Below are 26,233 nucleotides of genomic sequence, written 5' to 3' on the forward strand. Positions count from 1 at the left end.
ATGAGTTTATCTGTAGAGGCTACCAAGGAGCTATCCGGTTCCTGCTCCACCACGGTCAGCACCACCCGCTGGCGCCGTCACGACACCCACTGGGTCATCAGCCTGTTTGGCACCGCCGTTGGCGCCGGCATCCTGTTCCTGCCCATCAATCTGGGTCTGGGCGGCATCTGGCCCCTCGTTATCGTCGCGGTACTGGCAGGCCCCATGACCTTCCTCGCCCACCGCGGGCTGGCGCGCTTCGTGCTCTCCTCGTCACGCCCCCACGCCGACTTCACCGAAGTGGCGGAGGAGCATTTCGGCAAGATGGCCGGTCGCCTCATCTCGGCGCTCTACTTCCTCTCCATCTTCCCGATCCTGCTCATCTACGGGGTCGGGCTGACCAATACGGTAGAGAGCTTTATGGTCAACCAGCTCGGCATGGCGGCTCCGGATCGGGTGATGCTCTCCGGCGTACTGGTATTCGCCATGATCGCAGTGATGCTGGCGGGTGAGAAAGCGATGCTACGCGCCTTCGCCTTTATGGTCTATCCGCTGGCGGCCATTCTGGCGGCCCTCTCCTGCTACCTGATCCCTCAGTGGCAATGGCCGGAAGTGACCGCGTTTGAAGGAGTCAGCTTCCTCAACACCGTCTGGCTGGCGCTGCCAGTGACCGTGTTCGCCTTCAGCCACGCCGCCGCCATCTCCGGCTTTGCCAACGTGCAGCGTCGTGAATATGGCGAGCAGGCAGAAGCCAAGAGCGGCCTGATCCTGCGCAACACCACCGTAATGCTGGTGGGCTTCGTGCTGTTCTTCGTCTTCTCCTGCGTGCTGAGCCTCTCGCCAGCCCAACTGGCCGAAGCCAAGGCCCAGAACGTCTCGGTGCTCTCCTATCTCGCCAACATCACAGACAACCCGGTGATCGTGACTCTGGGGCCGCTTATTGCCTTTATCGCCATCAGCTCCTCCTTCCTCGGCCACTTCCTCGGTGCCCGCGAGAGCCTGAAAAGCCTGCTCGCCAAGCCCACCGGTCTGCCGCTGGCCAAGGCGGACAAGCTGGGCATCGCCCTGATGTTCTTCGCCATCTGGGGCGCCGCAGTCATCAACCCGGGTATTCTGGGGCTGATGGAGACCCTCTCCGGCCCGGTTATCGCCATGATCCTGTTCATCATGCCGGTGATTGCCATCTACAAGGTGGAGGCGCTGGCCCGCTTCCGTCACGGCTGGACCAACGGCTTTATCCTGCTGACCGGTTCGCTGGCGGTATCGGCGCTGATCTTCAGCCTGTTGAAGTAACGACTCACAGCAGATAACAAAAAGAGAGGCGACCCCGGGGTCGCCTCTCTTGTCTCTGTTCGGGTGTGAATTCAGCCCAGCTTGGCGCCGTTCTCCACCGCCTGCTCGGGGATAGCCATCACCACTGCGCCATCCGGCCGATAGAAACCGGTCAGTAGAAACTCCGACTGAAACGGCCCTATCTGTTTGGTCGGGAAGTTGACTACGGCGATGATCTGGCGGCCCACCAGCTGCTCTGGCTGGTAGAGAGCGGTGATCTGGGCGCTGCTCTTGCGAATCCCCAGTTCGGGACCAAAATCCGCCCACACCTTGTAGGCCGGTTTGCGCGCCTCGGGGAACGGCTCGACCCGCACCAGGGTGCCCACCCGGAGCTCCACCATCTCGAAATCCTGCCAGCTAATCGTCTCCATTTCGGCTCCTGTTTATCGTGTACCTTGCATGACCCGCAGCATGGCCCAAAGAGAGCATCCCGTCTTCGGCGATCAGCCGTTTCGTTACGGCAGGTGGCCGTTTTGCTGGCGCCAGAGGGACGGAGTAAGCCCGGTCTCGGCCAGGAAGCGCTCGCTGAAGGCCCCCTGATTCTGGTAACCACAGAGGCTGGCAATCTCGCCGACGGGCAGTTGCGTACCGGCAAGCAGGGTACGCGCCAGCGCCATGCGTCGACTGCGAATGTAGTGGGAAACGCTCATCCCCAGCTGCTGGCGAAAAGCGAGCTTGAACTGGCTCTGGCCAAGACAGGCGATGGCGGCGAGTTGCTGATTGGTCAGCGGGGCGGCAAGGTTGGCCTCGATATGGCGCTGCACCTTGAGGATGCGAGCGGCAAGACGCGGGGTGGCAGTGCTCTGCATCCCCTGCCCTTCAGCCAGCAGGGAGAGCCACACCTGCTCCATGCCCGCCACCTGCCGCCCCTCGGCCACCATGCGGTGCAGAAACGCGAGGTAGTGGCGCTGGGGCTCATCCAGCTCGATAAAGGGGCAGGCCGCCAGATCGCCGGGTAGCCAGTCGCTCTCCTGCACCAGAAACGAAAGCGCGGGATCGGCGGCATAATCGTGCCGCTCGCCGGGAGCGATGACGCAGACAGAACCGGGGGCAAGCCTGCGCCCCCGGCCCTGCACCTCGATCTCGAGGGGGCCGTCGAGGGGGATCACCAGCTGGGCAAAGTCGTGGCTATGGCTGCAGACGTGGTGGTGATAGTGACGCAGGCTGAAGCGGGACATGGCAGATAGCAATGACGCGGCCAGGGCCGCGTCATTGGGGATTATTCCTTGTCGAAATCTTCGATCTCTTTGCCCAGCGCTTCCATGATGGCGCGCGCTTCGGCCGGGACACTGTCCGGTTGATCCTTGCGCAAATCTTCGTCGCAAGGGAGCGGCTGGCCGGTGAAAGCGTGCAGGAAGGCTTCACAGAGCAGCTCGCTGTTGGTCGCATGACGCAGGTTGTTCACCTGACGGCGGGTGCGCTCATCGGTCAACACTTTCAACACCTTGAGCGGGATCGAGACGGTAATCTTCTTGACCTGTTCGCTCTTCTTACCGTGTTCCGCGTAGGGGCTGACGTAGTCGCCGTTCCACTCTGTTCCCATGACTCACCTGTTCTCATTTAGCCGTGAGCGCGGATTTTAACCCTTAAGGAAATTAATGGCAATCCAACAGCAAAGCCATTTAGACGTCTGGAAGTGTTGACGGCTTTTTTAAGCTGGCGTAGTGTGGTTGTCCATGAGCCCGCAATGGCGGGATGGCGCGTGGCAGCAAGATGCCAGCGTGTGAAGAGACATCAAGGAGAGTGATATGACCCACAAGGCCACCCTGGCGGTTCGCACCGGGATTGAGACAGACCAGCAGCACGGTGCCGTGGTGCCCCCCATCTACCTCTCCAGCAACTACACCTTTGCCGACTTTGGCGAACCCCGTCAATACGATTATGCCCGCTCCGGCAATCCGACCCGCACCAATCTGGCGGACGCGCTGGCGGCGCTGGAAGGGGGCGCTGGCGCCGTGGTCACCGGCACCGGCATGGGGGCCGTCCATCTGGTCACCACAGCACTGCTCAAGGCGGGGGATCTGCTGATTGCCCCCCACGACTGCTACGGCGGCACCTGGCGCCTGTTCGAGTATCTGGCGGCCAAGGGCCACTACCGGGTGCAGTTTGTCGATCAGGGTGACGAGGCCGCTCTGGCCGCCGCGCTGGCGCAAAAGCCTGCGCTGGTATGGGTCGAGACCCCCTCCAACCCGTTGCTGCGGGTGGTGGATATCAGCGCCATTGCCAGCGCCGCTCACGAGGCAGGTGCGCAGGTGGTGGTGGACAACACCTTCCTCTCCCCCTTGCTGCAACAACCGCTCGCACTTGGTGCCGACGTGGTGGTGCACTCCACCACCAAGTACATCAACGGTCACTCAGACGTGGTGGGCGGAGTGGCGATTGCCAAGGAGGCAGCACTGGCCGAGTCGCTGGTGTGGTGGGCCAACTGTCTGGGGCTCACTTCCGGGGCGTTCGACTCCTACCTCACCCTGCGCGGCCTGCGCACTCTGGCCCCCAGATTGCGCACCCATCAGGAGAACACCGATCGCATCCTCGCCTTCCTGCAACAGCAGCCACTGGTGAAACGCATCTATCACCCCAGCCTGCCGAGCCATCCGGGCCACGATATTGCGCGCCGTCAACAGTCCGGCTTCGGCGCCATGCTAAGTTTTGAACTCGATTGCAGCGAGGCGGGCATTCGCGCCTTCCTCGCGGCCCTCACCCTCTTCTCGGTGGCCGAGTCTCTCGGCGGGGTGGAGAGTCTGGTGGCCCATCCGGCCAGCATGACCCACAGGGCCATGACCCCGGCGGCGCAGCAAGCAGCAGGCATCAGCGCCCAGCTGCTGCGGTTGTCGGTCGGTATTGAACACGGTGAAGACCTGGTGGCCGATCTGGCTCAGGCTTTTGAACAGGCGCAGCAGGCAGAACAGGTAGAGAAGTAATGGAACAGCAGCAACAAGGAGAGATCGCGGTGGCCACAGAAGCAGGATTGAAGCGGCGTCACGTCCACAAATTCGGTGGCAGCAGTCTGGCGGATCCGGTCTGTTATCGCCGGGTCGCCAGTATCGTTGAACAACAGGTGGGCGGGGATGAACTGATCGTGGTCTCCGCCGCCGGCAAGACCACCAACCGGCTGATCCAGCTGGTGGAGCTGGCCGAAGCGGGGGACGAAGCCGCCGGTGAAGCCATCTCGGCCCTTCAGGCCTATCAGCAGAGCCTGATCGACGGCCTGCTGGAGGGCGAGCTACAGCTTGATCTGAGCAAGCAGCTGGCCGACGACATGCAACTGATCGCCAAAACGCTGGAGGGACAGTTTGATCGCTTCGCCCGCAACGGCCTGCTCGCTTTTGGCGAAGTGTGGTCGGCGCGCCTGCTGGCGGCCCTGCTCACCAGCCGAGGCGACAAGGCTATCTGGCTCGATGCCCGCAGTTTCCTGCGCGCCGAGGATGGCGCTCTGGTCAAGGTGGATACCGCCCTCTCCAGCGAACTGCTCAAGGCGCTACTGGCGGAGCATGCCGGCCGCATCGTAGTGACCGGCTTTATCGCTGCCGACATGGAGGGGCGCTCCCTGCTGCTCGGTCGCAACGGCTCCGACTACAGCGCCAGCCTGTTGGCGCTGCTGGCGGACGGCGAATCCACCACTATCTGGAGCGATGTGGCCGGGGTCTACAGCGCCGACCCGCGCCGGGTGAAAGAAGCACGTCTGCTGGAGCGCCTGAGCCTCGCGGAAGCGAACGAGCTGGCCCGTCTTGGCTCTTCGGTATTGCACTCACGCACCCTGCAACCTGTGGCCGACAGCCGCCAGCGCCTCACCCTGCGCTGCAGCTACAACCCGGACGAGGGCTGCACCCATATCCTGCGCCGCGCTCCCCGCTCCGGCGGCGCCCGCATCGTCTCCTCGGTGGATCAGATCGCCCTCATCGAGCTGAAAGTGCTGCCACAGACCAACTACGAGCAGACGGTGGCCACCATCGAGGCCCATCTGGCCCGTCACCGTCTCAACCCGCTCACCCTGCAGCGCCAGCCGGATCGCCGAATCCTGCGCCTCGCCTACACCCTTGAGGTAGCACAGGGCGCCTTCGAGCTGCTGCGCGACTTCCAGCTGCAAGGGAGCTTCACCGGCCTCATCCAGAAAGAGGGGTACAGTCTGGTGGCGCTGGTCGGCGCCGGTGTCACCGACAACGCGGAGCAGTGTCATCGCTTCTATCAGCTGCTGGCGGATCAACCGCTGGAGTTCGTCCAGGTGGCCAAAGATGGCCTGAGTCTGGTGGCCGTGCTGCGTCAGGTAGTGCTGGAGCCGCTGCTCATCGCTCTGCACAGCGCCCTGTTCAGCCGCCCGACCCGGGTCGGACTGGTGGTGTTCGGCAAGGGCAATATCGGCGGCCACTGGCTGAGCCTCTACGCCCGTGAAAAGGCACGGCTGGAACATGAGCTCAATCTGGCGCTCACCCTCTACGGGGTATTCAGCTCGGAAGGGGGCCTGCTGGATGAAGAGGGGCTCAACCCCCTCAAGGTACAGGACAACTTCAACCCCAAACCGCTGATCTGGCCGGAGTTGCTCTCCCAGCTTGAACAGCACGGCTTTGATGCGCTGGTTGCGCTGGACATGACCGCCAGCGAAACGGTGAGCCGCTACTATCCGGATTTTGCCCAGCTCGGCATTCATATCATCGCCGCCAACAAGTTTGCCGGTGCCGCCGACAGCGAGTTCTACCAGCGCATCAAGCAGACCTGCCGTGACCATCAGGTGCAGTGGCGCTACAACGCCACCGTGGGCGCCGGGCTGCCAATCCAGTCCAGCATCCAGATGCTGCGCCAGAGCGGCGACCGCATTCAGGGGGTCTCCGGCATCTTCTCCGGCACCCTCTCCTGGCTGTTCCAGCAGTATGATGGCACCCGCCCCTTCTCCGAGTTGGTGGACGAGGCGTGGCAGCACGGTCTGACCGAACCGGATCCCCGCGAAGATCTCTCCGGTCAGGATGTGCGGCGCAAGCTGCTTATTCTGGCGCGGGAGGCGGGCTTTGAGCTCGACTCCGCCGATATCGAGCTGGAGAATCTGGTGCCCGTTACGCTGCGCAAGGTGACCGCCGATCAGTTCATGGACAGACTGAAAGAGCTGGATGGCCCGATCCAGACCGCCTTCGAAGGGGCCAAGCGCCTCGGCAAGGTACTGCGCTACGTGGCCCGCTTCGAGCATGACGGCAAGGCGCGGGTCGGACTGGAGGCGCTGGAGCCCCATCACCCGTTTGCCAACCTCTTGCCGTGCGACAACATCTTCGCCATCGAGAGCGACAGCTACCGCACCAACCCGCTGGTGATCCAGGGGCCGGGGGCGGGTCGGGAAGTGACCGCCGCCGCTATCCAGTACGATCTGTGGCAGATCTGCGCCAGCCTCTAAGGCTGATATGCAAAGGGAGCAACACCTCAGCTCCCGCGCACAATAAAAAAGCCCGAGTCGATGACTCGGGCTTTTTGCTGAATGCCGCTTCGATTAGGAGAAGCAGGCCTGCAGCACGTAGAAGATCGCGATAGCCAGGATGGCACCGGCAGGCAGGGTGATGATCCAGGAGACCACGATGTTGCGCAGTACCCCCAGATTCAGCGCCGCAATACCGCGCGCCAGACCGACCCCCATCACAGCACCGACCAGGGTCTGGGTGGTGGAGATGGGCAGACCGGTACCGGAGGCAATCACCACTGTCGCGGCAGTGGCCAGCTGGGCAGCAAAACCACGGCTCGGGGTCAGGTGAGTGATGCCGGTACCGACCGTCGCCATCACCTTCTCGCCCATAGTCGCCAGACCGATCACGATACCGATACCGCCGAGGGGCAGGATCCACCAGGCAATGGCAGCCTGACTGGAAATCTCGCCACCGGAAGCCACGATCGAGGCCACCGCAGAGAGCGGGCCAATGGCGTTGGCCACATCGTTGGAGCCGTGGGCAAAGGCCATGGCACAGGCGGTGATCACCATCAGGATGCCGAACACCTTCTCCACGTTGGCGAAGTGCATCTTGCTGTCATCCTGCGGGTTGTACTTCTGACCGCGAATGTAGATCCAGCCGGCAAACGCCACTGCGATGGATATGGCGATGGAAAGCAGAATGCCCTCGCCATCGCTCAGGTGTAGACCGACGTGGGTCAGCCCCTTCTTGATGGTCACCAGACAGATCACCAGCGCAGTCAGGAACATGTAGAACGGCACATAGCGCTTGGCGTTGTTCAGGGGGTCATCGGTGTTGAAGATAAGCTTCTGCACGCTGATGAACATGAAGTAGGCAATGACACCTGAGATGGCTGGGGTGATGACCCAGGAGCCGACGATGCCGCCAAACTTGCTCCACTGCACCGCTTCCGGGCCAATGCTCACCACCGCAAAACCGACGATGGCGCCGATGATGGAGTGAGTGGTCGAGACAGGCCAGCCGAAGTAGGAGGCGAGGATCAACCAGGCGCCTGCCGCCAGCAGGGAGGCGATCATGCCGAGCACCAGCAGGTCCGGGCTATCGACAAACGCATTGCTGTCGATGATGCCGTTACGGATGGTGGCCGTCACTTCGCCACCGGCCAGATAGGCACCGGCAAATTCGAAGATCATGGCAATGATGATCGCCTGACGGATGGTCAGGGATTTGGTGCCGACCGATGTTCCCATGGCGTTGGCTACGTCATTCGCGCCAATGCCCCAAGCCATCAAAAAGCCGAACAAGGCCGCCACGAGCACCAGAGTGGTGCCGTAATTCGCGATAATGTCCATTAATAGTGTTTACCCAGTCAGTCGATTACGAACGAGCCAGCATCAGTTCCAGACGGGCGCCTACGCGCTCGGCCTGATCTGCCAGGTCACCTACCCATTCGAGGATCTTGTAAAGGAACATCACGTCGATCGGATTGTAATTGTGCTCAACCGCTTGCAGCTGTTGGCGCAGTCCGATCTGCATGGTGTCTGTATCGTCCTCGATCAGATCCAGCTGGTGGATCATCTCGGCAACCATTTCCACTTCCCGTCCTTTGAAGCCGGTCTCGAGCAGCTCGTCGAGCTCCCCGATCGCTTTCTCGGCCTGAGCGGTCGCATCAATACAACGTTTGAGGTAAGCCATGAAATCCGTCCGCATTTCTGCGGGGAACTCCATGCGACGGCCAAGCATGCGGCCGGAGATATCCTTGGCACGGTTGGCAATCTTGTCTTGCTGGGTCAACAGCTCCAGCAGGTCGGTACGTGCAACCGGCAGGAACAGGCCGCGAGGCAGTTTCAGACGGATTTCACGCTTGAGGGTATCTGCCTCTTTTTCCAGTTGGGCGATCTGCTGCCGGATCTTCTCGGCATCTTCCCAACGGTCTTCGGCAACGGCGTCAAAGAAGGGAACCAACTGCTGGGAGCACTGGTGAACCTTGACGATATGCTTCTGCAGCGGCTTGATGGGGGACTTGGCAAAAAGCCCCAAAATAGTATTTACTGGCATGGCCAAACCTGTGTCGGTGAAAAAACACTCGATACGATTTTATGAGGCGCGCATGGTAACCGAACTGCGCCCTCAATTAAACCGCGAATTAATCTAGTCGTCTCGCGGGCATTATATCCCCGCGACCCGAATCCTGCCCCCCAAAGTTGCCTGCCAGCCCGGAATGACTATGCAAACTGAGATCGAGATAAAGTTTTTTGTCGCCCGCGACATTCAACCAGAGTTATCCAACCTGCTGAATTCTCTTGAGATTAAAGAATCATCACAACAGCAGCTCGGCAACGTCTATTTCGATACGCCGACCCTGGCTCTGCGCCAGCTGGAGATGGGGTTGCGCATTCGCCGCTGCGACACCTTCGCCGAGCAGACCATCAAATGCCGCGGCCAGGTGGTGGGCGGCCTGCATGCCAGACCCGAGTACAACGCCCCTGTCAGCGGCGATCTGCCGACCCTCTCGGCCTTTCCCGATGAGATTTGGCCGACTCTGACCGAGCGTGACCACATTCAGCAGCAACTGGTCGCCCAGTTTCGCACCGACTTCCTGCGCCGCCACTGGCTGATCGCCTTCGAGGGGACCGAGATTGAACTGGCCTGGGATCAGGGCGAGATAGTCGGCAGTCAGGGCAGTGCCACCATCAACGAGCTGGAGCTGGAGCTCAAATCAGGCGACACCGCGGCGCTGTTTGCGCTGGCCCGGCACCTCGCCAGGATCGGCGGGCTGCGCCTCGGCGCCCAATCCAAGGCCCAGCGCGGCTATCGACTGGCTGGTCTTGGCAAACCGCTGGCCCTGCAGGCGCTGGTCGAACATGAAGGTATGGATGGCATAACGGGGGTAAGCGAAGGGCTGCGCCACTGGCAGCATCACGAGCAGCTCTGGCTGGAGCATCCGCAGGATGAAGGCATTCAACAGCAGGCACTCGCGGCCCTGTACCAGGGGATCGATCTGGTCGCCCACAGTGCGGCCGCGCTGCCACAACCAGTGCTCTGGCTACCCGCCCTGACCAACCTGCAAGCCCATCTGCAAGCCCAGTCGGACGAGCATGACGAGTGGCCTGCCGAGCTGGCCGATCTCTTCCTCTATCCGGCGTATGTCGAGTTGCAGCTGGCCATCGCCGCCTGGCTGCATCACGCAACCTGAGTAGGGCGATGTCGTAAATACAAAGGCCAGAAACAAAAGCCGAATACAAAACGGGTGAGCCTTGGCTCACCCGTTTTGTATTACAGCAGGTTGAGCTGCTGCATGGCGCTGCGAATGCGCTCGCGGGTCGCTTCCGACAGCGGCATCACCGGCAGTCGGCACTCCTCGCTACAGAAACCGAGCAGGGAAGCGGCATATTTGGCACCAGCCGGGCTCGGCTCGGCAAACATCGCCTGATGGAGCGGAATGAGCTTGTCTTGCAGCTCACGCGCTTCTTGCCACTTGCCCGCCAGCGTGAGGTTCTGCACCTCGGCCACCAGCTTGGGCGCCACGTTGGCGGTCACAGAGATACAGCCCTGACCACCGCCGATGTTGTAGGCCACAGCCGTGGCATCTTCACCGGATAGCCAGGCGAAAGGCTTTTTGATCAGCTGGCGTTCGGTCCAGGGGCGCGCCAGATCGCCAGTCGCGTCTTTCACCCCGGCAATGCGCGGCAGTTCGGCCAGACGGGCCAGGGTCGCGGGCTGCACATCGACAATGGCGCGCGGCGGGATGTTGTAGACGATGATCGGCTTGGCGGTGGCATCGTGTACCGCCTTGAAGTGGTGGTAGAGCCCCTCCTGATTGGGGCGGTTGTAGTAACCGGCCACATGCAGGGTGGCATCGGCGCCCACCCGCTCTGCATGGAGGGTGTACTCGATGGCTTCGACCGGATTGTTGGAGCCCGCTCCGGCAATCACCGGAATACGGCCAGCGACCTGTTTGACCACCAGCTCCACCACCCGGCAGTGCTCGTCGTGGGTCAGGGTCGGACTTTCGCCCGTGGTGCCTACCGGCACAATGCCGTGAGTACCCTGTTCGATATGCCACTCCACCAGACGCAGCAGCGCCTCTTCATCCAGCTTTCCCTGTCGAAACGGGGTGATCAACGCAACGATTGAACCTTGAAACATGGGATCTCCTTCTCCTAAATGACGCGCATATGGCAATAAAAAACCCCGGTACGATGTGCGCAACCGGGGTTTGAAGCTTCTCAGGGATGAGAGGTTACGCGCGAACGTCGGCAGGCCCGAATTTCAGGCTTTTTTTGTGCTTTCGTTTCAACCCGTTGAACCGCATTTCGTCATCTCTGGTCAAAAAATGGTGTCTGGGCATATTTCGGGAACACGGCATAAATGTCAAGGCGAAAGGGGCTATGTATAATGGCCGCCCAAAATTGCGTGGAGAGACCCGATGAGCAGCCCAATCAGTGCCGTCAGCCAGATGCTGGAACGAAACCAAGCCCTCTTTGTCGGCAAGCGGCTACTTGTCTGCGGCGCGCTGGAGGATGACTACCCCCGCCAGCTGGCGAGCCTGGCCCAGACCCTGACCGTCTTTACCACCGATTACTGCTACTACCGCAGCCAGCAGGCCGCCCTCGGCGAGGCTATCCTGTTCGACCACCAGCTCGGCGGCGCCCCCCGCTTCGATGCCCTGTTGCTGCTGATGCCCAAAGCCAAGGCCGAGGCACAATACCTGCTGGCCATGATGACCCCCTTGCTGGAAGCGGGTGCCGACCTGTTTCTCGCCGGTGAAAACCGCGGCGGCATCAATGGCGCCGACAAGCTGCTGGCCCCCTATGGCGAAAAGCCGGTCAAACGTGACTCGGCCCGCCGCTGCTCCCTCTATCATGGTGAGCTGAGCAAACCGGTCGCCCCGTTCGATCTGGATAGCTGGTTTGGCCGCTATCAGTGCAAGGCCGGTGATACCGAGCTGACCGTACTGGCGCTGCCAGGCGTCTTCAGCGCCGCCGAGCTGGATCTCGGCACCCAGATGCTGCTGGCCGCCGTGCCGCCGATGACGGGCGAATTGCTCGATTTCGGTTGTGGCGCCGGGGTGATTGGGTCTGTGCTGGCCAAGCGCAATCCGGCTCTGCGGGTCAACATGGTGGATATCAGCGCACTGGCACTCGAATCAAGCCGCCGCACCCTGGCGATCAACGGTCTGCAGGGCAAGGTCACCGCTTCCGATGTCTATTCGGATGTCTCCACCCGTTTCCAGCACATCGTCTCCAACCCGCCATTCCATGCGGGTCTCAAAACCTTCTATGCGGCAACCGAGCAGTTCCTGGCCAAGGCGCCGGAATTTTTGCTGCCAAATGGTTCGCTGACCATTGTTGCCAACGCCTTCTTGCGCTACCAGCCTATACTGGAGACACACTTCAAACGGACTGAAGTGATCAGCAGTGATGCCAAATTCAAGGTCTATCTGAGCAAAATGTAAATAAGTGTAAGCAGCACAATAAAACAGCTAGAGAGCGCCATCCGGCATCTGATAAGGTATTAAGCACACGATAAAAACCACCCCTTTAGGGGTGTTTTTATACCGAACATTGAAAACCTTTTCATGTTGTTAATTCAGGGAGAGAAATACGATGGCAGGCATTTTGACCATGATCCTGGCTGGTGGCGAAGGTACTCGCCTACAGCCTCTGACCACCACCCGCAGCAAGCCTTCCGTCCCCTTCGGTGGCAGCTACCGGCTGATCGACTTTGTCCTCAACAACTTCGTCAACGCCGACTTTCTGCGCATCTATGTACTGACCCAATTCAAATCCCAGTCCCTCTACCTGCACATGAAGAAGGGCTGGAATATCGTCGGCATCACCGACCGCTTTATCGATCCCATCCCGGCCCAGATGCGGATGGGCAAACGCTGGTATGACGGCACCGCCGACGCCATTTACCAGAACCTCGGCTTTATCGAGCGGGCCGAACCGGATCACGTCTGCATCTTTGGCTCCGACCACATCTACAAGATGGATGTGAGCCAGATGGTCACCTTCCACAAGCAGAAGAACGCCGCCATGACGGTCGCGGCCCTGCGCATGCCCATCGAAGAAGCGAGCGCCTTCGGGGTGATCGAGGTCGATACCGAAGGGCGGATGATCGGCTTTCAGGAAAAACCAAAGCAGCCCAAGCACATTCCCGGCGATCCGACCCAGGCGCTGGTCTCCATGGGCAACTACATCTTCGAGACCGATGCCCTCTGCCGCGAGTTGAAGCGGGATGCCGCCGAGGAGAACTCCAGCCACGACTTTGGCAAGGATGTGATCCCGAGCCTCTACCCACGTGCCCCCGTCTATGTCTATGACTACAGCACCAACATCATCCCCGGCGAGAAACCGCACGTCTACTGGCGGGATGTGGGCACCCTCGACTCTTATTGGCAAGCGCACATGGACCTGGTGGCCGACAATCCCGCCTTCTCCCTCTATAACCGCAAGTGGCCCCTGCACACCCACTATCCGGCGCTGCCACCTGCTACCTTCATCGACAGCGACGAGTGCAAGGTGAAGATCGCCAACTCGCTGATCTCCGCCGGTTGCTTCATTCAGGGCAGCCAGATCCAGCGATCCATCCTCGGTTTCCGCTGCAATATCGGCGCGTGCAGCCATATCAGTGAGTCCGTGCTGCTGGGGGATGTGAAGATTGGTGAAGGCTGCTCCATCCGGCGCGCCATCATTGATAAAAACGTTGAAATTGCGCCCGGCACCGTTATCGGTGAAAATCTGGACCACGATAGAGAGCGATTTACCGTATCCGAAGGCGGTATCGTGGTGGTACCTAAGGGAGCAAGAGTTGGCTATTAACCCACTGAAAATCCTGTTTGTTGCCTCGGAAGTTGAGGGGCTGGTCAAGACCGGGGGCCTGGCCGATGTCGCCAGAGCCCTGCCGATGTACCTGGCCCAGAAGGGGCATGACGTCAGGATCATGCTCCCCTTCTACAAGACGATAAAGCGACGGGATGAGGCCAGACTGGTGGCGTCACGCTGGTTGCCAACCCACCCCGGGCTGCCTGATATCGGTTATCGCATATACCAGATGGAGCTGGATGGCGTCTGCGTCTATCTGCTCGACTGCCCGCAATATTTCGATCGTCCCCAGCTCTACGCCGAGAACAATCAGGCCTATCCGGATAATGGCGAGCGCTTTGCCTTCTTCTCGGCCGCGGCCCTCCATGCCTGCGAGCAGCTTGGCTTTGCCCCGGATATCGCCCACTGCAATGACTGGCACACCGGCCTGCTGCCACTGCTGCTGAAAACCCGTCACGCTCACAACCCCTTCTTCCAGCAAACCCGCAGCGTGATCAGCATTCACAACGCGGCGTTTCAGGGAGTGTTTGGCCGCGAGCAGTTCTGGGCCATGCCCGAGATCGCCGACTACGAACGCCGCATCAACTACGACTACGGCCACGTCAATCTGCTCAAATGCGGGGTGCTCTACGCCGACAAGATCAATGCGGTCAGCCCCAACTATGCCCAGGAGCTGCTGACTCACCTCGGAGCCCACGGCATGGCGCATACCTTCCAGCAACGGGCGGCGGATCTCTGCGGCATCCTCAACGGTTGCGACTACAAGGACTGGGATCCGGAGTTCGACGAATTCCTGCCTGCGACCTACAGCATCAACAACATGGCTGGCAAACAGCTCTGCAAAGAGAGCCTGCAACAGGAAGCGGGGCTGGCCGTGGCGGACTTGCCCATCTACGGCATGGTTTGCCGCCTGACCGAGCAAAAGGGTGTTCCCCTGCTGCTCCCTGCGCTGGAGAAATTCCTCCACCATCAGGTACAAGTGGTGATCGTCGGCTCTGGCGATCCTGCGCTCGCCACGCAACTGCAAACCATGGCCCGGGATTATCCGGGCAAGCTCGCCTTCATCAACACCTATGACGATCGGCTGGCCCATCTGGTCGAAGCCGGTGCCGACTTCTTCCTGATGCCCTCGCTGTTCGAGCCTTGCGGCCTCAACCAGATGTACAGTCTCGCCTATGGCACCCTGCCACTGGTGCGCGCCGTGGGTGGTCTGAAAGATACCGTGGTGGATTGGGATGCGGATCCCGAGCATGCCACCGGCTTCTGCTTCAACGATCCGACTGCCGCCATCCTGCTCGATACCATGCGCCGCAGCCTGCTCTATTTCCTGCAGGACAAAGAGCGTTTTGCCAAGGTGCAGCGCAATGCCATGAGCACCCGCTTCAACTGGCCTGACTCAGTCACCCAGTATGAACGGATGTATCAGAACGCATTGGGCCGTTACTGAATGCCAGACGGCAGCTAATTGCTGAAGTTTTGTACCCTTGGCGTCACTTTGGGCGTCAACAGCGAAAAAAGTCCCCTTTGGCTGTTGACGCTCCCCCAAAACTCTATAGAATCCCCCTCCGCAGTGATGCGAAGGTGGCGGAATTGGTAGACGCGCTAGCTTCAGGTGTTAGTGTCCCACGGATGTGAGGGTTCGAGTCCCTCTCTTCGCACCAATACTGCCATGCTGATTCAGCAGCATGTAAATCCAACTAGAAAACCCGAATGTGCGAAGGTGGCGGAATTGGTAGACGCGCTAGCTTCAGGTGTTAGTGCCCCCCGGGTGTGAGGGTTCGAGTCCCTCTCTTCGCACCATGCTTCTCCAGACAGCATGTAAATCAAAACTGGCAACACAATGTGCGAAGGTGGCGGAATTGGTAGACGCGCTAGCTTCAGGTGTTAGTGTCCCACGGATGTGAGGGTTCGAGTCCCTCTCTTCGCACCATGCTTTATCCAGACAGCATGTAAATCCAGACTGGAAACCCGAATGTGCGAAGGTGGCGGAATTGGTAGACGCGCTAGCTTCAGGTGTTAGTGCCCCCCGGGTGTGAGGGTTCGAGTCCCTCTCTTCGCACCATGATTCTGACATGTAAACACAGAGCAATGCGCTCCAACCGCATTTAAAAACCAGCTGGAGAAAATCAGTGTGCGAAGGTGGCGGAATTGGTAGACGCGCTAGCTTCAGGTGTTAGTGTCCCACGGATGTGAGGGTTCGAGTCCCTCTCTTCGCACCATTCATTACGCAAAAGGCCCATCACGAAAGTGATGGGCCTTTTGTTTTTACTCCTTGTTATGGCTATGCTTTTGACGACTCCCCGCTCATCGTCATGCCAAGGAACGCATATGATACTGGATACCGACATTCACAACTTTTACGAACATCTGGTGCTCAAGGAGATTGAGAAACAGGGGCTGCAGCAAAAGCTCAACAGCGATCAGATGGCCGACCTCTGCTGCCTCACCCTCAACCAGCTTCCGGCCCACTATATTCGCCACAATGTCGACATGATCTACTTCCTGACCGATGCAAAGCGCACCGAAATGGAGAAACTGGTGGTCGAATCGCTCAAGGTGGCACAGCAGAAGATCAAGCAGGCTCCCGTCAAAAGCTCATAACCATGGCTGCTGCCAGAGCAGGGTGACGATACCGGTCAACCCGGCCACTGGCAGCAAGATCAAGGCGGGGCGCAATCCGGGCTCCAGCATCACCCAGGCAGCCAGCAGAAAACCGGCACTCCAGGTGCCGTACTCTTTATCCTGACCCCATGCGAGTACGGCCACCGCCACCAGCAACATCATCCCCCGCAATATCCAGCGCATTGTTTTCTCCCCAACCAACAATTGATAATAATTATCATCTTCATCTACTGGGGATGCAAGTGGCGTCACAGGCAAGCTTCGTATGTGACCCTTTGTGTCAACAGGCCGCTCAAAAACGGGTTATGAGATCAACTAATTTGTGATTTTTTCAATCAAATGTGCATTTTTGCCAATTTGATGGGGCTTTAACCCGCCGGGTTTGTGGTAGATTGCGGCCTCTTTTTGGGTTGCCTCCTCGGGATCGATGTATCCACAGGACGAGAGGGAGTGACCTTGGCGAGCAAGAGTTTAGGAAGTATCTATGCAAAACCAACAAAACCACATCCGACTACCGGGCATGGCACAGGTGTTTGCCTGTCTGGCCATTTTCCTGGCCCTGGCATTCTCGTTCACCAGCGTGCTCGATCTGCCGATCCAGCTGGCGCTGTTCATCGCCTGGTTCGTCATCATGGGACTTGGCATCAAACTCGGCCACGATTACAAATCCCTGGAGCAGGCTGCCGTTGACGGCGTTGCCAAGGGAATGGGGGCCATCCTGATCCTGGTCTCCGTCGGTGCTCTGGTCGGTACCTGGATTGCCGGTGGCATAGTCCCCAGCATCATCTACTTCGGCCTCAAGGTGATTCACCCGTCCATCTTCCTGCTGGCAACCTTGATCATCTGCTCCCTGACCTCGCTGGCCACCGGCACTTCCTGGGGCTCTGCTGCCACGGCCGGCATCGCCATGATGGGGATCGGCCACAGCCTCGGCGTGCCTGCGCCGCTGGTAGCCGGTGCCGTGCTCTCCGGCGTCTACTTCGGTGACAAGCTCTCTCCGCTCTCCGACTCAGTAGTGCTGGCTTCGACCATGTCCAACGTCGACGTGGTGGAACATATCAAGGGGATGCTGCCCATCAGCCTGCTCTCCTATGTCATCACTGCCGTGCTATTCACCGTGGTGGGCATGCAGTATTCGGGCAACGTCAGCCTGGAGCAGGTCAATCTGGTGATGGAGGCGCTCGACAACCAGTTCAACATTACCCCACTGGCCATAGTACCGGTGGTGCTGGTACTGGGCCTGTTGGCCAATCGCAAGCCCGCCTTCCCGGTGATCAGCTTCGGCGCCCTGCTTGGCCTGATCTGGGCCATCGCCTTCCAGGGCATGGATCCGGTCAAAGCGATGCACTCGGCTTATAGTCCGTTTGCCATCACCTCCGGCATCGATTTTATCGACAACATTCTCGGGCGCGGCGGCATGGAGTCCATGCTGGGCTCGGTCGCGGTCATCATCTTCGGTCTCGGGTTTGGCGGCCTGCTGGAGAAGGTCGGCATTCTGGAAGTGATCGCCAGCGCCTTCGAGAAGCGCATCAACAGCGTCGGCAGCCTGACCAGCCACACCATCGGTACTGCGTTTCTGGCCAACGTGTTTGGCTCGGCCATGTATGTGTCGCTGATCCTGACTCCCAAGATCATGGCCAAGAACTACGACCGACTGGGACTGGCGCGCAAGAACCTCTCTCGCAACGCCGAGTTTGGCGGTACCCTCACCTGCGGCATGGTGCCCTGGAGCGACAACGGCATCTTCATGGCCGGGGTTCTGGGGGTGGCAACCCTCGACTACCTGCCCTACATGTGGCTGAGCTTCACCTGCATCATTGTGACCATCATCCTCGCCTACATGGGCAAGGCAGTGAACCGGATCCCGCTGGTCGCGGCGGCAAGCTCCCGCTAAGCCATTCTGCAAACAACAAAGGCGCCATCAAGGCGCCTTTGTTGTTTCAGAGAAATGCTGTTTGATGGAGCACACTGATCACCACAAACAAAAACAGCCCTCGTTGCCGAGAGCCGTTTCATCAGACCGATACGCCGATCAGATGGAGAAGCTGGAGCCACAGCCACAGGTCGTGGTGGCATTAGGGTTGGTCACGGTAAAGCGTGAACCTTCCAGGCCCTCGGTGTAATCCACACTGCCGCCTACCAGATATTGCAGACTCATGGGATCGATCACCATAGTGACGCCATTCTTCTCGACTACGGTGTCCCCGTCGTTGATCTTCTCATCAAAGGTAAAGCCATACTGGAAACCGGAGCAGCCCCCACCCGTGATGTATACCCGCAGCTTCAGCTCGGGATTCTCTTCCTCGGTGATCAGGTTCTTCACCTTGTTGGCCGCCGCATCCGTCATCTGGATGGGCAGCGGGGCTTCTGCTACTGCACTCATTACTGACCTCACAACCATTAGATCCACAAACATGGAAACCGCGAAATTATCCAATACCCGACCATTCAGTTCAAGTATTCACCACGTTTAACCGGCCGCGGGAACCGGAGCAGGCGGTGCGGCGACCAGCGGCTTGATCACCTCGCCCCACTCAACCAGCAGCTCTTGCGCCGGTTGCCTGCCATCCTTGTTGATGGTGACACGGATCCGATCCGGCACAAAGCCTTCCGGCAACTGCCAATTCCCTTCCAGCAGCTGGAAATAACGCAGGGCATAACGCCACTCGCTCACCTTCATTCCGAGATCGCGGCCTGTTAGCGTCTTCGGCTTGTCAGCCAGACTCCCCTCGACCCGGATCTGCACCTGACCACGAAACAGCTCCCGCTTCTTGGCGGGCTGGGTCAGGGCGAGACGATAGTGGTAGCGACCGGGAATGCTGGTCTCCTGCAGAGTCAGGTTGTCGATCACCACCCCCACCTGTTCGCCGGTGGGGCGCATGATCCGCTCGAAAAAGGCCAGCTGACGCTTGAGCTCCTGCACCTGCGCCTCCTGACTCTTCAGGGTGGTCTGCAACTGCTCGAAGGCCGCTTTCTGGGTCGCCAACTGGGTATCTTTCACCCCCAATTCGGTCTTGAGCTGGCCGATGGCCTTGCCCTGACGATCCAGCGTCTCCTGCTGTACCACCAACAGACTGCTCTGGGCCAGCTCCTGACGGTTCCCGACAAAGTAACCGATGAGCCCGCCAACGGCTAACACGACCAATAACTTCAATAGATTGGACATAGCCCCTCATCCCGTTATCACGCCATTTACGGCAGCGCCTCTCCCTTCACTATACCGCCCTGACCGGGGTCACTGGCGATAAAGGGAAAAATTAACTGGCCGTGGCGCTGCCATCACCTCGCTTTTGACGCGCAGCGAGCCGTAAAGTTCGCTCCAGGATCTGGGAATAGATGGGTCGGCCACCCAGCCACTGGGCAACCAGAGTCGCCCCGACCGTGGTAATCATCATCGGCAGGATCAGCTGATAGTTGTCGGTCATCTCGGTGACCAGCACGATACCCGTGATGGGGGCGCGCACGGTGGCAGCAAACAGCGCCCCCATTCCGGCGATGGCAAAGGCGCCGGGCTCGATGCCAAGCTCCGGAAACGCCGCATGAAACAGATGGCCAAACACCACGCCAAACAGGGTGCCCAATGCCAGGGTCGGCGCAAACACCCCGCCCGGGGCACCGGAGCAGAAGCAGATGAGGGTCGCGACCAGCCGCACCGAGAAGATAAGGAACAGGGTCGCCATCGCATACTCATCCCCCATCAGATGGGGAATAAGCTCGGTGCCGCCGCCCGTCACCGAGGGGGTAAACAGCGACAGCACACCGAACGTTCCGGCGACCAGCATGCCGATGGCCACAAAACGGTGGCGCTTGTTCTGGTGCAACGCCAGATAGCCATCCTGACAGGCCAGCACCAGCTTGTTGAAGACAAAACCGAGCACCCCGAAGGTGGCTCCCATAAAAAGGAACAGCCAGAGCGCCTTGAGGGCTGGCGCATCGTAGTGGGGCAAGGTGATCACCGCCCCCTGCCCTTTCATGTTCTGCAACATCAAGGTCGCCATGATGGCGGAGATCCCCACCGCCTTGATGGCCAGAAAGGAGTAGCGAAACTGCGGTCGCATCTCCTCCATCACGAACAGGATGCCTGCCAACGGCGCATTGAAGGCTGCCGCCAGACCGCCCGCCGCACCGGCGGCCAACAGGGCATGGCCATGCTCCTTGGGCAGCCGGAAGATATCCGCCACCATCTTGCCGAGGTTGCCGCCGATCTGTACCGAAGGCCCCTCCCGCCCCAGCACCATACCGGAGCTCAGGGTACAGATGCCGCCGAAGAACTTGACCGGCAACACTCGCCACCACCGCACCGGGCGCAGATCGTCCATCGCCCCCTCGATCTCGGGAATGCCGGAACCACCCGCTTCCGGGGCAAAGGTATGAGTGAGGAAGTAACCGACAAATCCCAACAAGGCGCTGAAGCCAAAGCCGAGCAGACCGAGCTGCCACCAGGGACGGTCTGCCAGCAAGGCGATACGTTGTTCTGCCAGCCAGTGGACACCAGATTCGAACAGACCGCACACCAGTCCGGCCAGGGTGCCGACCAGCGCCGCTAGCAACAAAACCAGCAAGGGCATCTTGTCTTGCCGGATAATGCGGGAAAACGGCCCCCGCGAAGAGGTATCGGCTTCAGAGGAGAGAGCTTGTTGCGCCATCTTGTTACACCAACTTGGAAAAACCATATCGTCAGCTAGCTGAGATCAGGATCACCCGGCGCGTTGCTCGGCTGCCCAGGGCTGGGGCTTTCTGCTATAGTCGGCCCGTTAAATTTTTGTCACGGGAGCAGACCGAGAGTCCGGGTGGCGAGAGCGCAAAGCATACTCCTGATGCTCCGACCTGCCGAGTCTCAATCGGCTGCAATCCCTTGTGTGACGACCAAAATCCCATTAAGGATGATCCATGTCAAAATCAGATCAGCTGTTTGAACAGGCCCGCCAGACCATTCCGGGTGGCGTCAACTCACCGGTCCGCGCCTTCAATGGGGTCGGCGGCACGCCCCGCTTCATCGATCACGCCGATGGCGCCTATCTCTATGATGTGGATGGTCAGGCCTACGTGGATTACATCGGCTCCTGGGGCCCCATGCTGCTGGGTCACAACCACCCGGCCATCAAGGCTGCCGTCATCAAGGCGGTGGAGAAGGGGCTGAGCTACGGCGCGCCGACCGAGATCGAAGTGCTGATGGCCGAGAAAGTGCGCCAGATCGTCCCCTCCATGGAGCAGGTGCGGATGGTGAACTCCGGTACCGAAGCCACCATGAGCGCCATCCGTCTGGCCCGTGGCTACACCGGCCGCGACAAGATCGTCAAATTCGAGGGCTGCTACCACGGCCACGCCGACTCCCTGCTGGTCAAGGCCGGTTCCGGCGCCCTGACCCTGGGTCAACCCAACAGCCCGGGCGTTCCGGCCGATTTCGCCAAACACACCCTGACCTGCGTCTTCAACGATCTGGATTCGGTGCGTGAAGCCTTCACCCAGTACGGCAGCGAGATCGCCTGTATCATCGTCGAACCGGTCGCAGGCAACATGAACTGCATCCCACCGATCCCCGGCTTCCTGGAAGGGCTGCGCGCCATCTGTGACGAGTTCGGTGCCCTGCTGATCCTGGACGAGGTGATGACAGGCTTCCGCGTCTCCCTGCGCGGTGCTCAGGGTCACTACAACATCGACCCGGATCTCACCACCCTTGGCAAGATCATCGGTGCCGGCATGCCTGTTGGCGCCTTCGGCGGCAAGAAGAAGGTGATGCAGCACATAGCCCCGACCGGCCCTGTCTATCAGGCGGGTACTCTCTCCGGCAACCCGGTGGCCATGGCTGCCGGTCTGACCATGCTGGATCTGCTGCTGGAGCCGGGTCTCTATGAGCAGCTGAGCGCCAAGACAGCTCGTGTTGCAGAAGGGCTGAAAGCGGCCGCGGCCAAGCATGGCATTCCGCTCGCCATCAACTATGTGGGCGGCATGTTCGGCTTCTTCTTCACCGAAGAGAGCGAAATCACCCGCTACGAGCAGGTCACTCGCTGCGATATGGAACGCTTCAAGCGCTTCTATCATCTGATGCTGGAAGAGGGCGTCTATCTGGCGCCGAGCGCCTACGAGGCGGGCTTCCTGTCACTGGCTCACGGCGACAAGGAGATCGAACATACCCTGGCTGCCGCCGAGCGCAGCTTCGCCAAGCTGGCTGACTAAATCGCTACTGCTTGTCGCAAAGGGCCCGTCACGGGCCCTTTTCTATTACAGAGACTCCATCACCACACAGGGCGGCAATACGCCCATTTCTGGTGCATTACCCCCTCATCATCCACCGATTTGTCATCCTCTGGTGCAACTTGCCCCGCCATCCCTGTCATAAAGCAGGCCCACTATTTGCACATTCACCACAAGAGCCCACGTCACCGAGGTCCATATGGCAGAGATGAGCCCCATCGATGTGCTGCGGCGCTATCAGGAGTATCAGGAGGAGCTGACCCCGCTACTGCAGGGGCTGCTCAGCGCTCCCCTTGCCTCGCTCAAGGGGTATCCCTTTGTGGTCAGCATTGACCACTATCAGGGGCCGATGTGCATCCAGCCTGTGGCACCGGCCGCCCATAACCGGCTGCACCTTATCGTGCAGGGGCAAGGACGGGAGATCACCGTCTGTCTGAATCAGCTGATTGGCTGGTTGATGGGAGACAGGGAGCGCCGCCGCGCCATGCCCTGGTTCAAGGCGGTCTATGTGGTGCTCAGCATGGCGCTGTTTCTCATCGTCGCGACGCTCATCTGGCACGGGCTGGAGCAGCTCTACCAGCTATTGTGCGGCGAGCAGCAGAACCAGCTCGGCGCCTTTAGCGCCATCATCTTCCTGACGCTGGCACTGGCGGTGTTCGATCTGGGCAAGACCATTCTGGAAGAGGAGGTACTGCTGCATAAGGATATATTCCGCCACAGCGCCATTCGCCGCACCATCACCCGCTTTATCGCCGCCATTCTGATCGCGGTCTCCATCGAGGGGTTATTGCTGCTGTTCAAGGGTTCGCTCGGCCAGAGCGAGCTGCTCTGGCCTGCGGTCGGGGTGATGGGGTGTGCGGTGGGTTTGTTGCTGGCGCTTGGCCTCTATGTTTTTCTGGGGGCCAAGGCCGAAGCTGCACTGGTACAGGCTAGCCTGCGCTCTCCACCGTCAGCTGCACAGGGGAGCGACGCGCCGCCCGCCAGGAAGCGTACATGGTCCAGGAGGTATAGATGACGATAAAGGCAACCAGCCACTTCAGCATCTCCATATCCATGGATTTGACCAGCATGGCTGCCAGCACCACACCGATGGGGCCGAAGATGGCCACCGCCAGCACGGCTTTGGCATCAAACGCCCCTTTGCGGATAAAGGTGCCTGCGGAGAAGACGCTGAGCACGGCGGTGGAGCCCATCATGATGGGAAACGCCGCCAGCGGATTCATCCCCAGCAGATAAACCAGCGTCATGCAGGGGGCAAACAAGCCGATACCGACATTCATCAGCACCCCGAAGATGAAATTGCCAAGCAGAGCGATCGCCAACTTGTAGCCGCTGAGCCCCATCGCATCGCCGCCTACAGGGAAAAGCCCCAGCAGACCGGCAAAGATAAGCCCTGCAACGACCAATAAGGAAATGGCCATCACCAACCGGATGGTCTGCCGATCAAACGAGGCCACATGGCGAGCCCCCCAGGCAGCGCCCGCTGCGGCGGCCATCATCATGCTGATCAGCGTCAGCGGCTCCACTGCGACTGCACCGACGAAGATCAGCGACTGAGTCACGGTCGGCAGCACGCACTGCCCATTGAGGGTACCCGGCAGCACTCGATCATCGATCAGCTTGAACTGCTTGTAGCAGGCGGTCTTTACCGCAAAGCTGCCCACCCCCAGGGTATCGAGGAAGTTGGCAACCCCACCGATCAACGCCACCGGCCAGAAGGGGGTCGCCTCAAAGGCTCCACTCTGCTTCTTCCGCCAGCAGGCTTGCACCAGCATAAAGATGAATACGAGGCCTCCGGCTATAAAAACCAGCCGTAAAATATCAACTAACATAGGGGTTTCTCCTGCAACGGGCGGCGATTCTAAGGCAAGCAGCAGAAAAAATCTTGACCGGAATTAAGCAATGCTCACGACACGCCTCTGCGAGGCGAAATATTTATCAATAGACTCCGAACGACTCTGCTAATACTTGTTACTGAGGCCAACAGGCCGGGTCCTGAGCACGTTGTTATGGTCCTTTCGCGACGACCACTTGTGCCAAAGGACATAATAAAAAAGAGGGCCGGTAGTGATACCGACCCTCTTTCTATTTCTGACCGAGGCGCTGGGCCCTCGACCATGACAACCGCTTATTGAATGCTCTTGCCGGCGCGCACGTCCTTGATAAACCCCTTCAGGCTGGCCAAATCACGGGGGGCACCGCGCAGGATCTGATCACCGATGATGAAGGCCGGGGTACCGGAGATACCGAGCGCTTCAGCCAGCGCACGATTGGTACCGAGGTTCTGGTCAATGCTGCCATCCTTGATCTTGGCCTCCACCTTGCTCCAGTCCACACCGGCCGCCACAGCCAACTGCTTGACCTGTGCTTCATCAGCGAGCGGGCCCTGATGGGTATAGAGCTTCTCGTGGAACACCTGGTACTTGTCAGGCTGACCCAGCTGGACAGCCAGCGCAGCACGGGCAGCGAAGTAGGAGGACTCGCTCAGAATGGGGAACTGCTTGTAGATGTAACGGATATCTTTATCTTCCTCCATCAGCTGCTTGACCAGCGGATGGGCCCGTTTGCAGTAACCGCAGTTGTAATCGAAAAACTCTACAATGGTCAGCGACGCCTTCGGATTCCCCATCTCGGGATCCTGATTGGCATAAAGCTGCTTGGAGTGAGCCTTGATCAGCGCCTTGTCACTCTCGGCCTGCTGGCTCTCCTGCTTGGCACGCAGGGCATTGGACATCTCGACCAGGATCTCGGGATTCTTGACCAGATAGTCGCGAACGATTTGCTCGACATCGCTTTTGGTCAGCTCACTTGCATGTACCGGCGTCGCCAGCAGGGTCACGCCAGCCAGCGCGCAAAACAGGGCATTTTTAATAGTCATAACGTTATCTTGCAGAGGATATGATAGAGGCCACTATAGTGGTTGAGTCTGTTTTCAAGTCAAGTTATCTGGCCAAAAAAGCGCTTGATGCACCCTGATTGCCACTTTTTCATGTCGTTTCGTGCAATTAACCAGCAATCGAACCGGACGGGGATTTACAAGCCGGATCAGCATGGTAATATTCGCCGCACTGCTGCGGAGGGGTGGCAGAGCGGCTGAATGCACCGGTCTTGAAAACCGGCGATGGGCGACCATCCGTGGGTTCAAATCCCACCTCCTCCGCCATTCATACCGAGCCCATGCAACCATGTTGCGTGGGCTTTTTATTTGCCTGCGATTTGCCACTCCTCATAGAGCTCAACACATTAGTCTTCTTCAACTCCTTTCTTGATCTTCTCACCTGTGGGCTCAACAGCTGCCACAAGATCACCTATCAACATCGAACCTCTGCGTTCCTGCGAGCATCCCTTCCCATTTCCTTATTGCCCCAAACAACAACGACCCAACGCAGCGACCACGGCTCCTGCATGTTGCTACCGCCAATAACCCCTCTTCGGAATAAAGTCAGGGCCGGTTAACACCGTCATAGAAAAGCAGGGACGATGGGGTTGCGGCTTAAAAAGAGGGGGCAGCTAACTCAGGAAGCAGAGAGCCCAAGCAAAAGATCATGACATATAGGCGATCATGGGATGCACGGGATATGACGACGCCAGAGCCACCGAAAAAAGCGACAGCGGTTCAGCGAAGAAAGAGTACCAAGCGGAACATCAGGCTATTTGTGGAACCAGAAAACAGCGACGAGTAACAATAAGAACAGAGGAGAAGAGATAAGATGGGTCAATTATCAGGCGATTTGCTGATTTCCAGGCAATAAAAAACCCCGCTCGATGAGCGGGGTTCTTAAATTGGGTGCCTGGCAGTGTCCTACTCTCGCATGGCGAATGCCACACTACCATCGGCGCTACCGCGTTTCACTTCTGAGTTCGGCATGGGATCAGGTGGTTCCACGGCGC

Annotated in this window: 23 protein-coding genes, 6 tRNA genes and 1 rRNA gene; 17 read left to right on the top strand and 13 right to left on the bottom strand. The window is 59.4% G+C overall.

Annotation, left to right across the window (positions count from 1 at the left end; translation table 11 throughout):
- Complete coding sequence (locus ACB042_RS17955; RefSeq protein ID WP_371178848.1) at positions 1-1,272, top strand: aromatic amino acid transport family protein; 1,272 nt, start codon at positions 1-3, stop codon at positions 1,270-1,272.
- A 71-nt stretch (positions 1,273-1,343) separates the two neighbouring features.
- Here ACB042_RS17955 and ACB042_RS17960 read toward each other — a convergent pair whose 3' ends face one another.
- The 3 genes from ACB042_RS17960 to metJ all read right to left on the bottom strand — a co-directional run bounded on the left by ACB042_RS17960 (position 1,344) and on the right by metJ (position 2,854).
- On the bottom strand, positions 1,344-1,682 hold the full coding sequence (locus tag ACB042_RS17960) for a tRNA-binding protein (protein ID WP_033113988.1): 339 nt from the start codon (positions 1,680-1,682) through the stop codon (positions 1,344-1,346).
- An 84-nt stretch (positions 1,683-1,766) separates the two neighbouring features.
- Positions 1,767-2,489: a helix-turn-helix domain-containing protein gene (locus tag ACB042_RS17965; protein WP_371178849.1), complete on the bottom strand. Its 723-nt coding sequence runs from the start codon at positions 2,487-2,489 to the stop codon at positions 1,767-1,769.
- 41 nt (positions 2,490-2,530) lie between these two features.
- Entirely contained in the window at positions 2,531-2,854 is a 324-nt protein-coding gene (metJ, locus tag ACB042_RS17970; RefSeq protein WP_005340251.1) for a met regulon transcriptional regulator MetJ, read from the bottom strand.
- A 205-nt stretch (positions 2,855-3,059) separates the two neighbouring features.
- Between metJ and metB the strand changes: the two genes are divergently transcribed.
- Together metB and ACB042_RS17980 are read left to right on the top strand one after the other, a co-directional pair.
- Entirely contained in the window at positions 3,060-4,232 is a 1,173-nt protein-coding gene (metB, locus tag ACB042_RS17975; RefSeq protein WP_371178850.1) for a cystathionine gamma-synthase, read from the top strand.
- Complete coding sequence (locus ACB042_RS17980; protein ID WP_371178851.1) at positions 4,232-6,688, top strand: bifunctional aspartate kinase/homoserine dehydrogenase II; 2,457 nt, start codon at positions 4,232-4,234, stop codon at positions 6,686-6,688. Before metB ends, ACB042_RS17980 begins: the two co-directional genes overlap by 1 nt.
- Positions 6,689-6,781: 93 nt before the next feature.
- Here ACB042_RS17980 and ACB042_RS17985 read toward each other — a convergent pair whose 3' ends face one another.
- Positions 6,782-8,047: an inorganic phosphate transporter gene (locus tag ACB042_RS17985; RefSeq protein ID WP_005343043.1), complete on the bottom strand. Its 1,266-nt coding sequence runs from the start codon at positions 8,045-8,047 to the stop codon at positions 6,782-6,784.
- A gap of 25 nt (positions 8,048-8,072) precedes the next feature.
- On the bottom strand, positions 8,073-8,753 hold the full coding sequence (locus tag ACB042_RS17990; protein ID WP_005340244.1) for a TIGR00153 family protein: 681 nt from the start codon (positions 8,751-8,753) through the stop codon (positions 8,073-8,075).
- 169 nt (positions 8,754-8,922) lie between these two features.
- Between ACB042_RS17990 and ACB042_RS17995 the strand changes: the two genes are divergently transcribed.
- On the top strand, positions 8,923-9,891 hold the full coding sequence (locus tag ACB042_RS17995) for an inorganic triphosphatase (protein WP_371178852.1): 969 nt from the start codon (positions 8,923-8,925) through the stop codon (positions 9,889-9,891).
- 80 nt (positions 9,892-9,971) lie between these two features.
- Here the strand turns inward: ACB042_RS17995 and dapA are convergent, their stop codons facing one another.
- On the bottom strand, positions 9,972-10,844 hold the full coding sequence (dapA, locus tag ACB042_RS18000) for a 4-hydroxy-tetrahydrodipicolinate synthase (RefSeq protein WP_043820620.1): 873 nt from the start codon (positions 10,842-10,844) through the stop codon (positions 9,972-9,974).
- Between the two features lie 280 nt (positions 10,845-11,124).
- On the opposite strand from dapA, the gene rsmC reads away from it, so the two are divergent.
- From rsmC to ACB042_RS18045, 9 genes are all read left to right on the top strand, one after another.
- Positions 11,125-12,153 (top strand): 16S rRNA (guanine(1207)-N(2))-methyltransferase RsmC, encoded by a 1,029-nt coding sequence (gene rsmC, locus ACB042_RS18005; protein ID WP_199428087.1) that lies wholly within the window; start codon positions 11,125-11,127, stop codon positions 12,151-12,153.
- Between the two features lie 151 nt (positions 12,154-12,304).
- Complete coding sequence (gene glgC / locus ACB042_RS18010; RefSeq protein ID WP_371178853.1) at positions 12,305-13,522, top strand: glucose-1-phosphate adenylyltransferase; 1,218 nt, start codon at positions 12,305-12,307, stop codon at positions 13,520-13,522.
- On the top strand, positions 13,512-14,972 hold the full coding sequence (gene glgA / locus ACB042_RS18015) for a glycogen synthase GlgA (protein WP_371178854.1): 1,461 nt from the start codon (positions 13,512-13,514) through the stop codon (positions 14,970-14,972). Before glgC ends, glgA begins: the two co-directional genes overlap by 11 nt.
- Before the next feature lie 128 nt (positions 14,973-15,100).
- Positions 15,101-15,186, top strand: a tRNA-Leu gene (locus ACB042_RS18020).
- Between the two features lie 53 nt (positions 15,187-15,239).
- Positions 15,240-15,325, top strand: a tRNA-Leu gene (locus ACB042_RS18025).
- 44 nt (positions 15,326-15,369) lie between these two features.
- Positions 15,370-15,455, top strand: a tRNA-Leu gene (locus tag ACB042_RS18030).
- A gap of 46 nt (positions 15,456-15,501) precedes the next feature.
- Positions 15,502-15,587 (top strand) — tRNA-Leu (locus ACB042_RS18035).
- Between the two features lie 71 nt (positions 15,588-15,658).
- Positions 15,659-15,744, top strand: a tRNA-Leu gene (locus ACB042_RS18040).
- A gap of 109 nt (positions 15,745-15,853) precedes the next feature.
- Positions 15,854-16,126, top strand: a complete 273-nt coding sequence (locus ACB042_RS18045; RefSeq protein WP_005343036.1) for a late competence development ComFB family protein — start codon at positions 15,854-15,856, stop codon at positions 16,124-16,126.
- Here ACB042_RS18045 and ACB042_RS18050 read toward each other — a convergent pair.
- The gene (locus tag ACB042_RS18050; protein ID WP_005357820.1) at positions 16,121-16,330 is read right to left on the bottom strand and encodes a hypothetical protein; all 210 of its coding nucleotides are present in this window, start codon (positions 16,328-16,330) and stop codon (positions 16,121-16,123) included. The genes ACB042_RS18045 and ACB042_RS18050 overlap by 6 nt on opposite strands.
- A 301-nt stretch (positions 16,331-16,631) precedes the next feature.
- Between ACB042_RS18050 and nhaC the strand changes: the two genes are divergently transcribed.
- Positions 16,632-18,041, top strand: coding sequence for a Na+/H+ antiporter NhaC (nhaC, locus tag ACB042_RS18055; RefSeq protein ID WP_236297999.1), 1,410 nt, complete (start codon positions 16,632-16,634; stop codon positions 18,039-18,041).
- A gap of 138 nt (positions 18,042-18,179) precedes the next feature.
- On the opposite strand, the gene erpA is transcribed toward nhaC, so the two are convergent.
- The 3 genes from erpA to clcA all read right to left on the bottom strand — a co-directional run bounded on the left by erpA (position 18,180) and on the right by clcA (position 20,793).
- A complete protein-coding gene (gene erpA, locus ACB042_RS18060; RefSeq protein ID WP_005340225.1) occupies positions 18,180-18,530 on the bottom strand; it encodes an iron-sulfur cluster insertion protein ErpA in 351 nt (116 codons plus the stop codon).
- Positions 18,531-18,617: 87 nt separating this feature from the next.
- The gene (locus tag ACB042_RS18065; protein WP_005343032.1) at positions 18,618-19,313 is read right to left on the bottom strand and encodes a DUF6776 family protein; all 696 of its coding nucleotides are present in this window, start codon (positions 19,311-19,313) and stop codon (positions 18,618-18,620) included.
- A 91-nt stretch (positions 19,314-19,404) separates the two neighbouring features.
- A complete protein-coding gene (gene clcA, locus ACB042_RS18070) occupies positions 19,405-20,793 on the bottom strand; it encodes a H(+)/Cl(-) exchange transporter ClcA (protein WP_236297998.1) in 1,389 nt (462 codons plus the stop codon).
- Between the two features lie 244 nt (positions 20,794-21,037).
- Here clcA and hemL point away from each other — a divergent pair, with 244 nt between their 5' ends.
- Together hemL and ACB042_RS18080 are read left to right on the top strand one after the other, a co-directional pair.
- Positions 21,038-22,324, top strand: a complete 1,287-nt coding sequence (hemL, locus tag ACB042_RS18075) for a glutamate-1-semialdehyde 2,1-aminomutase (RefSeq protein WP_236297997.1) — start codon at positions 21,038-21,040, stop codon at positions 22,322-22,324.
- 217 nt (positions 22,325-22,541) lie between these two features.
- Positions 22,542-23,357, top strand: coding sequence for a hypothetical protein (locus ACB042_RS18080; protein ID WP_236297996.1), 816 nt, complete (start codon positions 22,542-22,544; stop codon positions 23,355-23,357).
- Here ACB042_RS18080 and ACB042_RS18085 read toward each other — a convergent pair.
- Together ACB042_RS18085 and ACB042_RS18090 are read right to left on the bottom strand one after the other, a co-directional pair.
- Positions 23,272-24,174: a sulfite exporter TauE/SafE family protein gene (locus ACB042_RS18085; protein WP_167558248.1), complete on the bottom strand. Its 903-nt coding sequence runs from the start codon at positions 24,172-24,174 to the stop codon at positions 23,272-23,274. The two genes, ACB042_RS18080 and ACB042_RS18085, sit on opposite strands and share 86 nt — an antisense overlap.
- A 296-nt stretch (positions 24,175-24,470) precedes the next feature.
- Complete coding sequence (locus ACB042_RS18090; RefSeq protein WP_371178855.1) at positions 24,471-25,220, bottom strand: DsbA family protein; 750 nt, start codon at positions 25,218-25,220, stop codon at positions 24,471-24,473.
- 197 nt (positions 25,221-25,417) lie between these two features.
- On the opposite strand from ACB042_RS18090, the gene ACB042_RS18095 reads away from it, so the two are divergent.
- Positions 25,418-25,505, top strand: a tRNA-Ser gene (locus ACB042_RS18095).
- A 626-nt stretch (positions 25,506-26,131) separates the two neighbouring features.
- Here ACB042_RS18095 and rrf read toward each other — a convergent pair.
- A 5S ribosomal RNA gene (rrf, locus tag ACB042_RS18100) occupies positions 26,132-26,233 on the bottom strand; the annotation flags it as partial.

It is taken from the genome of Aeromonas sp. S13(2024), assembly GCF_041402405.1.
In the GTDB taxonomy this organism is placed as follows: domain Bacteria; phylum Pseudomonadota; class Gammaproteobacteria; order Enterobacterales; family Aeromonadaceae; genus Aeromonas; species Aeromonas veronii.